We start from the raw sequence: 405 nt of genomic DNA on the forward strand, positions 1-405 counted from the left end.
GTGCAGCCCAGGTGGCTCGGCTGCGATTCGAGTGACAGCGGTGCCCCTATAACGACAAGAGAGAAACTCCCATGCTGGACGAACGACAAGAAGAATTCTCTGCCATTCGCGACGGCGTCCGTGGCCTCTGCGCCGGCTTCCCGGCCGAGTACTGGCGCAGGATCGATGAGCAGAAGGGCTTTCCCCAGGACTTCGTCCAGGCGATGACCGAGGCGGGCTGGCTGTCCGCCATGATTCCGGAAGCCTATGGCGGCTCGGGGCTGGGCCTGGCCGAGGCGTCCATCATCCTGGAGGAGGTGAATCGCTGCGGCGGCAATTCCGGCACCATCCATGGGCAGATGTACAACATGTTCACCCTGCTGCGAAACGGCAGCGACGAGCAGAAGAGCGCCTATCTGCCACGGC

At 63.2% G+C, this 405-nt stretch carries 1 protein-coding gene; it reads left to right on the plus strand.

What is annotated here, in order from left to right; translation table 11 throughout:
• Nucleotides 1-71 precede the first annotated feature (71 nt).
• On the plus strand, nucleotides 72-405 hold a 334-nt coding region (locus FH08_RS0134070), incomplete at its 3' end, for an acyl-CoA dehydrogenase family protein (RefSeq protein WP_031362642.1).

The sequence above is a fragment of the Caballeronia sordidicola genome (genome assembly GCF_000729995.1).
GTDB classification, from domain to species: Bacteria; Pseudomonadota; Gammaproteobacteria; order Burkholderiales; family Burkholderiaceae; genus Caballeronia; species Caballeronia sordidicola_A.